General features: G+C 29.6%; 7 protein-coding genes and 1 pseudogene. 4 read left to right on the top strand and 4 right to left on the bottom strand.

From position 1 onward, the window contains the following. The 4 genes and pseudogenes from V6U76_RS03550 to V6U76_RS03535 all read left to right on the top strand — a co-directional run. Nucleotides 1-894, top strand: a pseudogene (locus V6U76_RS03550) (hypothetical protein); the annotation flags it as partial. A 200-nt stretch (nucleotides 895-1,094) separates the two neighbouring features. Continuing rightward, nucleotides 1,095-1,799, top strand: a complete 705-nt coding sequence (locus V6U76_RS03545; protein WP_333023646.1) for a hypothetical protein — start codon at nucleotides 1,095-1,097, stop codon at nucleotides 1,797-1,799. Between the two features lie 63 nt (nucleotides 1,800-1,862). Then, nucleotides 1,863-3,137, top strand: coding sequence for a serine--tRNA ligase (gene serS / locus V6U76_RS03540; protein ID WP_333023644.1), 1,275 nt, complete (start codon nucleotides 1,863-1,865; stop codon nucleotides 3,135-3,137). Between the two features lie 257 nt (nucleotides 3,138-3,394). Continuing rightward, on the top strand, nucleotides 3,395-4,375 hold the full coding sequence (locus V6U76_RS03535) for an ankyrin repeat domain-containing protein (RefSeq protein WP_333023642.1): 981 nt from the start codon (nucleotides 3,395-3,397) through the stop codon (nucleotides 4,373-4,375). A gap of 235 nt (nucleotides 4,376-4,610) precedes the next feature. Here V6U76_RS03535 and V6U76_RS03530 read toward each other — a convergent pair whose 3' ends face one another. From V6U76_RS03530 to murA, 4 genes are read right to left on the bottom strand one after another with little or no spacing between them, the layout of a single operon-like run. Next, nucleotides 4,611-5,375, bottom strand: coding sequence for an AAA family ATPase (locus tag V6U76_RS03530; RefSeq protein ID WP_333023641.1), 765 nt, complete (start codon nucleotides 5,373-5,375; stop codon nucleotides 4,611-4,613). A 24-nt stretch (nucleotides 5,376-5,399) separates the two neighbouring features. Beyond that, nucleotides 5,400-6,008, bottom strand: a complete 609-nt coding sequence (locus V6U76_RS03525; protein ID WP_333023639.1) for an L-threonylcarbamoyladenylate synthase — start codon at nucleotides 6,006-6,008, stop codon at nucleotides 5,400-5,402. Next, nucleotides 6,008-6,865 (bottom strand): FAD-dependent thymidylate synthase, encoded by an 858-nt coding sequence (gene thyX / locus V6U76_RS03520; protein ID WP_333023637.1) that lies wholly within the window; start codon nucleotides 6,863-6,865, stop codon nucleotides 6,008-6,010. Before thyX ends, V6U76_RS03525 begins: the two co-directional genes overlap by 1 nt. Before the next feature lie 10 nt (nucleotides 6,866-6,875). Then, a complete protein-coding gene (gene murA / locus V6U76_RS03515) occupies nucleotides 6,876-8,147 on the bottom strand; it encodes a UDP-N-acetylglucosamine 1-carboxyvinyltransferase (protein ID WP_333023635.1) in 1,272 nt (423 codons plus the stop codon). Nucleotides 8,148-8,222: the final 75 nt, after the last annotated feature.

Below are 8,222 nucleotides of genomic sequence, written 5' to 3'. Positions count from 1 at the left end.
GAAGAAATATGCAAAAAAGTTGGAGATGATATTGCAAAAAGTAATAAAAATGTTTTACAACAAAAAGAGTTCTTGTATGCAAAGAGATTTGTATTTGATCGTCTAGGGATTACTTTAGATGATATAAAGGGGAAAAGTCTTCGATCACTTTTAGAGTTTATTGCACAGAAAGATCCTTCATTACAGAAGACATGTAGAAAGATAATAGATGATATGTATCCTAACTCTAGAACAATTTGTGATATATCTGAGGTACATCCTAAACTTCAAGAAACGCAAGATCTTGATGATATAAGATATTTTAATGATTACAAATATAAAAATCTTGATTATTGGTATGATAAATTAAAGAATCCGAGTGAAAGATCTCTTTTATATCTTTTACCTTTGAGGGATACAAGTAAGCGTAAAAGCCTTATAAAGGAAGATAGAAAAATATTGGCGAAAGAATTGGAAAAATATAAAGGAAAAAAATCTGATTTACGGAGTGGTTTATTGTCTTATCTAGTACCGCTTTTTTTAATATCGCTTGTATGTTGTGCAGCTATAGGGGACTACATTATATCCTCTCCTGTATTAGCATGTTTATCACTACTGATCCCTGTATTCGTTTCAATCTTTATCTATTTTACTGTAATGAAAAGTTATGATACATATCTTGAAAAGAGTATAAAAAATTTACTTGAAGAAAATTCAGAAAATAAAACACTAGGAAGTAAAATAATTGATTTATTGTGTGATCCACGTTTACTATTTGTGCCAATTATTACACCTATTCTCAAGAAATCTGTTTTTAAAGATTTTGAGGAAGAGTTATCTCAGAAGAACTTTGATTATAAAAATTTTGAAGTATTGGATGTTAAAAATGAGTTTAGCCACTCTGCTAAATTATAACCTTTTTTTAGGGATTACTAACAAAAATAAAATAGATTGTTTTTCTATCTATTATAGATTGTAGAAATTTGTAAAAAAACTTAATCTGGTCTCAGTTTATTGCTTATATCTTTCATTTGTAATAAAAATTAAAAAAAGGTTTGACTAATTAAAAAAAATAAGTTAATATACTAAGTTTAATGTAAAATAAGGTAGTAAATATGTCAGATAAAAATAGTGAAAATGATCTAAGCTCTATGGAGAAAGTAGGAATCGTTTTGATTTCTTCTGCTATATTAGGTAGTTTATATGTTGGTTTATTAAATGTTCTATCGCCCATAGTCGCAGGTGGAATTATTGGCTGCATTCCAGCAGTGATGGTAATCAGTTTATTATTTTACGCTTTCTGGTACGATATTCAGGAAAGCAAGAAATCAGAACCTAAATATATAATTGAGTGTCGTGATAAAAATGGCAAGTTAAAGACTAAAGATCGTATTGAATTAGCTATATTTTTTCCAGTAGTATTGATAATATGTACAGCTATTGGATGTGTTCTTCCTATGATCGCAAATTCTATTTCTTCTGGTATAATGTTAGTAAGAGAGTATCAGTTTTTAGTTGGTGGAATTATAGGAGTTTTATCAATTGTAGCTTTGTATGGAATATTTAAGATTGCGGAGAGTTTAGATAAATCCTTTAATAAAAGAAGTATTTCTGATCAAAATAGTCAAAAGCAAAATGCTGATGATTCAAAAAATTTAAACTCAGAAGCTCCAGATCCGATTGCCGAGTATTCTACACATCCATTTGTATCCATTGGGATGAATCTTTTTAAAGATTCTGAAACTCCTGCTTCAGGGAAATTTGAGGAATCAAAAGTTGAATGCCTTGAAATGGGTGATGCGGCGTATAGTAGGCTATAGACAATAAAGGTTGCTGATTGGTAGCCTTTTATATAACATTTACAGTAGTTATAGCTGTAGCATATGCAAGATATAGAGTATGTAAGAAAGTATCCTGCTTTATTTGATGAAGCGATGAAAAATAGAGGAATAGAGGAACACAGAGCAGAAAAAATACTAGAAATCGATAATAGGAAGAAACTGTTAACTACAAAGTTGCAATCTTTACAGAGGCAACGTAATGAAATTACGCAGGAAATAGCAAAATTAAAGATGAGTAATAGCCTATATGAGACGGAAGTTAATCTATCAAAAAGTGTTGCGAATAAGATAGAAGATGTGATTCTAAGAGAAAAAGCAGAAGAGAAAAAACTTTTAAATATATTGTCTAGTTTACCTAATGTTCCAATGGAGGATGTGCCAATAGGGAAAGATGAAAACTCTAATGTAGAAATAAGGAAATTTGGTATAAAAAGACAATTTGACTTCATTCCAAAACCTCATTATGAGTTAGGAGAAAGGTTAGGTTTAATGGATTTTAAGCAAGCTGCGCAAATTTCTGGTTCTAGATTTGTAGTGCTAAGCGGGCAGCTTGCACAACTAGGTCGAGCATTATTAAATTTTATGCTTGATATTCATACTAATCAATTTGGCTATACCGAAATATACCATCCAGTTCTTGTAAAGGATGAAGCTATGTACAATGTTGGGCAACTGCCGAAATTTTCTGAAGAATCATTTGTTACAACTGATGGATTTAGATTAATTCCTACTAGTGAGGTTGTGTTAACAAATCTTGTTGGAAATAAACTTATTGAAGAAGAAAAATTACCTATGAGGTTCACTGCCTATTCAGAATGTTTTAGGAAAGAAGCAGGGAGTGCAGGTAAAGACACAAGAGGTATGATAAGGCAGCACCAATTCGGTAAAGTAGAATTGGTGAGTATCACAACTGAGGAAGAATCAAGTAGTGAGCTTGAACGTATGACAAATATTGCTGAAGAGATATTAAAAAAGTTGGAATTGCCATATAGAATAATGTTGTTATGCAGTGGTGATATGGGTTTTGCTGCACAAAAAACATATGATATAGAAGTGTGGTTACCTGGACAAAATAAATATAGAGAGATATCGAGTTGTTCAAATTGTGGTGCTTTTCAGGCAAGAAGAATGAATACAAAATATTATACTCAAAATAAGAAGGTCAAAAAATATGCCCATACTTTAAATGGTTCAGCTCTAGCTCTAGGCCGTACAATTATTGCTATAATTGAAAATTATCAAAATTCTGATGAAACTATAAGTATACCTGATGTTTTGCAGAAGCATATGGGTAGTAAAATTATTAAGTATATCTAATGCTAAAAAGCTACTGTTTATTACTAAATTATTAACTTAGAAGTAATAAGTAAAATATTGCTTCCGTAGTTCTGTGATTACCATTATAATATAGGAAATCGAGTAAAAATCTCAAGAATTTAATCCAAAATATTCAAGTTAAATTGAATATCCAATTTTTCTTTTAAAGAAAAAGTAAATTTAATTAAAATTTTAAGAAAAGTGCTTGAGATAATTACTATTATAGTGTATTATTATAATTAATAAAGGTAAATTTTATGCGTGAAATTAACAAACTACTAATCTCAGGATGCTACGATGGCGATCTAAATAAAGTTAAAGAAGCAATTGAAAAAGGTGCTGATGTTAACTACAGATCTTTTGGATCTACAGCATTAAGCATTGCTCTAGAAAAAAGGCATATAGATATAGTGAAATTTCTTACAAAGCATCAAGATATTGACATTGATAAAAGATACTCTTGTTGTTTCAACGGAACACTACTTCGTTATGCTGCAGTTCGTGGCTATATTGATGGAGTTAAAATTCTTCTTGAAGGTGGTGCTTGCGTTGATATTAAAGATGATTTTGGTCATTTACCAGCATTTTATGATTATTCAAAAAATGATATTACAAATCTATTGAAACAGTATGAAGATACAAATCTCACTTCTGTTCAAATGCCAATACGTGAAAAGAAAAAACAAGCTAATCAATTATTAATTGAAGGATACTGTAGTCGAGATTTAGATAAAATGCAAGAAGCTTTAAAGAATGGAGCGAATGTTGATTATCGAGATTCAAAAGGACGCACATCATTGTACATTGCTATGGCAGGTAATTATGTAGAGGGAGCGGAATTACTTCTTAAAAATGGTGCCTGTCTTGATATTCCAGATCATAGAGGTATTACGTCATTTATGGCATCTAGGAAAAGTAACCAAGATATGTTAACTCTTGTTCAAAAGTATGAAAATACAAATCGCAGTATTTCTAATCAAGCTGAAAATATAGTAGATGATGTTGTTGTATCTATTTCTTCTGAAGAGAGTTATATATTAGAAGATGTGTATAGTGATGATGATATAAATAAAAATACGGACTCAACTGTAGTAGATGATGATATAAATAAAAATATGGATTCTACTATAGTAAAAGATACTTCTGGAGTAGTAGCGGAACATCCAGTTACGCCTAGTAATACCGTAGCCAGTTGCATAACAGAGAACTTACATAAGCAAAAATTAATAATGGTGTAATTATTGGTTGTTGTGCATTAGCTGTTGGACTCCTTGTAGGCTCTGGGTTTTTAATTCCTATATCAGAAATAGCGGCTGGAGCTTTGGTTGCAGCTATGATTTTACCTGTAATTTATATTTTTTATCATATTCATACTCATTCTACTAAAACTGAAGAAAATAATAATATAAGAGTTGATCAGGTAAATTCTCCTCAATTTGGTATGAGTGTATAAGATTAGAATAAATAATGTAGTTAATTAGGCATGGTTATAATATTAACTATGTTATTTAATACATGTTTCCTATCTAAATGAGAGTGTTTTGCATATAAGTGTAACTTGTTTAAGTCTTTCCATTTTTGATACAAAATTTCAACATCATTATTTTTTGAACTATTTTTTGCAGTGTCTAAAATTAACTCTTGTACAAGATTAAAGATTAAATCTAAGTCAACTTCACTGTTTATGATTTCTTTTATTTGACTAAAATTACTTGTTTTTTTTAAAAGTTCACTGAAACACTTATATAGATTTTCTAAATCGTGGTTCGTTATTTCATTTTTAGAAGTAAGTGCAGAACTCTTTACTCCATTTTGAATTGATTGATAGAAATATAGGTTAAAACATCTACACTTAATTGTTATAGGAGTATTATAAGGCTCATGACAGATTATTAATATTTTGGAATTCTTTGGTGGCTCCTCTAATATTTTTAGTATCGCATTTTGGGAATTTTTACTCATTGCTTCCAGACTGTCTATTATTGCTATCTTATATTGAGAATAAATTGAACTTAAATGTAGAAAATCTCTCATTTTTCTTATTGTTTCTACTCCTATTACTTTCTCTTCAGCTAAAAATAAATCTAGAGGTGATGAGTTAGAATTATTAGTAAGTAACCATTTTGCAAAAGATTTAGCTAATGTTGCTTTTCCTATACCTTTTTTTCCACAAAAAAGCCACGTTTGTATAGAAATATTATCTATTAATTTTTTCTTAACCTCATTATAATTTATCATTTTTTCATGGATTCCTATTTTAACTTAGTAAGTAATATTAAAGTGTGATAGTGCATTTTCTATAACTTCTTTTGAGATAGCACCTTGTCTCAAGATATTTATTTTATTTTCTAAAGTTAAATCAAGAACAGTAGATTCAATGCCGGAAACTAAGTTATCATCATCAATTATAACAGATAAATATTTTTTGATGGATTTAGGTATATTACTTATTTTGCATATACTTTTTCCTCCTGAAATATTTATGCTAGTTGCTATGATTGGAAATTTTATCTCATTCAATATTGAAGTTGCTATTGGATGATCAGGAATTCTAATTCCTACGCTTGCTTTAAATAATGTACTTAATAATTCAGTATTTTTTTTTATTGGTAATACATATGTTACTGGGCCTGGAGAAAAATGATTGATTAAATCAATATGTTCTTTTTTGCTGAGATCTGCTATTTTTGTAATAGCATAGATATTCTGTACAAATACTGATAAAGGTTTACTTTTTGGCCTTTCTTTTATTCTATATACTGTATTTATAGCTTTTGTACTAGTAGCATTACATGCTAATGCGTACACAGTTTCAGTCGGAAAACATACCAATTTATTATTTTTTAATGCACTTATAATAGTGTTGAACATTATTTTATAAGATCAAATAATTCATCCCATTCTCTTTTACCAATACCGCTTTCTTCATATTGCACTACTTGTCCATTTATTAATTTACGTATTATTTCTAAACCTTTTTTTGAAATGCATGCAGATTCTAAACAATATTCAATAAAAGCACTGTAAGTAAGAGGCACCCATTTTTGCACCATTTCTAACATAGCTTCAGCGTAAACTCTTATCTCATATTGTGCATTCTTACTTATTCTAAGTTTTAAAAAATGGAGAAGATTATGTAAATCTATTTTCCAATAAAACTGTGTGTAATAGTTAAGAGTGAGATTACTCCTTGCAGTTTCTCGCGCAAGTCCATCCTCAATTAGTTGTTCATAATGAGAGTATACCATATTGGAATCATCTGTGAGAGCATTTATTATTTTTTTTGCAGTATCATGAGCAAAAGATTTCCCACTGCCTTGTTTATTAGTTTCTGATTGCTTTGAAATATTTTTTAGTTCTGGTATATAGAATTCATTATCAAGTATTGAATATCTTGCTGAATATTCATTTATATTTGCCGTTCTATGTCTTATCCATTGCCTTGCAACAAAGATTGGAAGTTTCACGTGAAACTTAATTTCACACATTTCAAAAGGAGTATTATGACAATGTCTCATTAGATACTTTATTAATGCTTCATCTTGACTTATATGTTTTGTTCCTTTTCCGTATGAAACCCGAGCAGCTTGTACTATGCTGCTATCAGAACCCATGTAATCTATAATCCTAATAAATCCATGATCTAGCATTTTATGTTCTTTATATAAAAGATCATCTATTTCTTTAACTGTAATACGTCTAGTACTGTAATGTTCTTTATCACTCATAAAAATAACCTCAGATTAAAACTAAAATATTAGCTCCACATAAATTAAGTTTTTCATGCATTGCTTCATACCCTCTGCATAAATAATTAGAATTATTTATTATACTTTCTCCACTGGCAGCTAAAGAAGTAAGAATAAATCCAGCTGTTGATCGTAAATCTTTTGTATTAAAATTAGAACCTGATAATTTTCTTGTACCGATTACAGTGGCTTTATTCCTTTCTATATTAATATTAGCACCTGTTTTTTTTAATTCACTTACGTGTGTAAGTCTATTGTCATAAATATTTTCTTGAATTGTTGAAATTCCATCAGCAAAACATACGACAGACATTAATTGAGGCTGCATATCAGTCGGGAAATTAGGGTAAGAATTTGTTACTACACTAATAGGATTAATACAGTTACTTTGCCTAAATACAGTTATACCATCTTTAGTGGACTCAATTTTAGCGCCTATAATCTTCAGTTCTTTTTCAATACACCTTATGTCTGACAAACTAATTCCTTTTAATTTTAACTCACCATCTGTTACAACAGCTGCTAATGCATAAGTACCTGCTTCTATACGATCTGGAATTATTTTATGTGTACATCCATTTAATCTTTCAACTCCTTTTATTATTATTTCATCATTATAAATACTAATATTTGCTCCCATTTTTGTAAGAAATTTTATTAAATCAAGTACTTCTGGATCAACAGCAGGGTTATATATTTTCGTTACTCCATCTGCAAGAGTTGCTGCTATTATTATATTCTCCGTAGCACCAACACTAACTTTTTCAAATGTTATTTCTTTTCCATGCAATCTTTCTTTTACCATTGCAGTTATATTACTTCCTTCTATTTCTATTTTAGCACCCATTTTTTCTAATGCACTGATATGCATATTTATAGGACGGTTTCCTATGTTACATCCACCAGGTAGTGCGGTTTTTACTTTGCCAAATCTGCTAAGCATTGGACCTAATATCAAAAAAGATGCACGTATTCTACTTACAATTTCACTAGATGCTATATATTTGTTAATATTACTACAGTTAATTTTTAATGTGTGATTTCCTTTATATTCTTTATTACGAATAAAATTTATTTCTGCACCTAGATTTTTTAATAATGTGGACATTAAATGTACATCAATCAGGTCAGGAACATTAGATAAAGTTATAGAAGAATCACAAAGTAAACTTGCTGCAATTATAGGCAAAACTGCATTTTTTGCACCATTAATGGAAATCTCTCCTCTGAGAGATTTAGTGTTTTGTACAAGTAATCTCATTTGACTCCTGAGCTATAGTTTTACATTATCTCAACAATTTTAAGTATAGGTTATTATATATATATAAGTAAAAAT

Source organism: Wolbachia endosymbiont of Pentidionis agamae (assembly GCF_036711655.1).
Classification (GTDB): Bacteria; Pseudomonadota; Alphaproteobacteria; order Rickettsiales; family Anaplasmataceae; genus JAZHPY01.
The sequence above is the reverse complement of the archived record's forward strand: the minus strand, read 5'-3'. Positions and strand labels throughout refer to the sequence as shown.

Bases quoted from the DNA above. Each gene is read 5' to 3' on its own strand.
- V6U76_RS03535 (WP_333023642.1), top strand. From the start codon at position 3,395: ATGCGTGAAATTAACAAACTACTAATCTCAGGATGCTACGATGGCGAT.
- V6U76_RS03525 (WP_333023639.1), bottom strand. From the start codon at position 6,008: ATGTTCAACACTATTATAAGTGCATTAAAAAATAATAAATTGGTATGT.
- serS (WP_333023644.1), top strand. From the start codon at position 1,863: ATGCAAGATATAGAGTATGTAAGAAAGTATCCTGCTTTATTTGATGAA.
- thyX (WP_333023637.1), bottom strand. From the start codon at position 6,865: ATGAGTGATAAAGAACATTACAGTACTAGACGTATTACAGTTAAAGAA.
- murA (WP_333023635.1), bottom strand. From the start codon at position 8,147: ATGAGATTACTTGTACAAAACACTAAATCTCTCAGAGGAGAGATTTCC.
- V6U76_RS03530 (WP_333023641.1), bottom strand. From the start codon at position 5,375: ATGATAAATTATAATGAGGTTAAGAAAAAATTAATAGATAATATTTCT.
- V6U76_RS03545 (WP_333023646.1), top strand. From the start codon at position 1,095: ATGTCAGATAAAAATAGTGAAAATGATCTAAGCTCTATGGAGAAAGTA.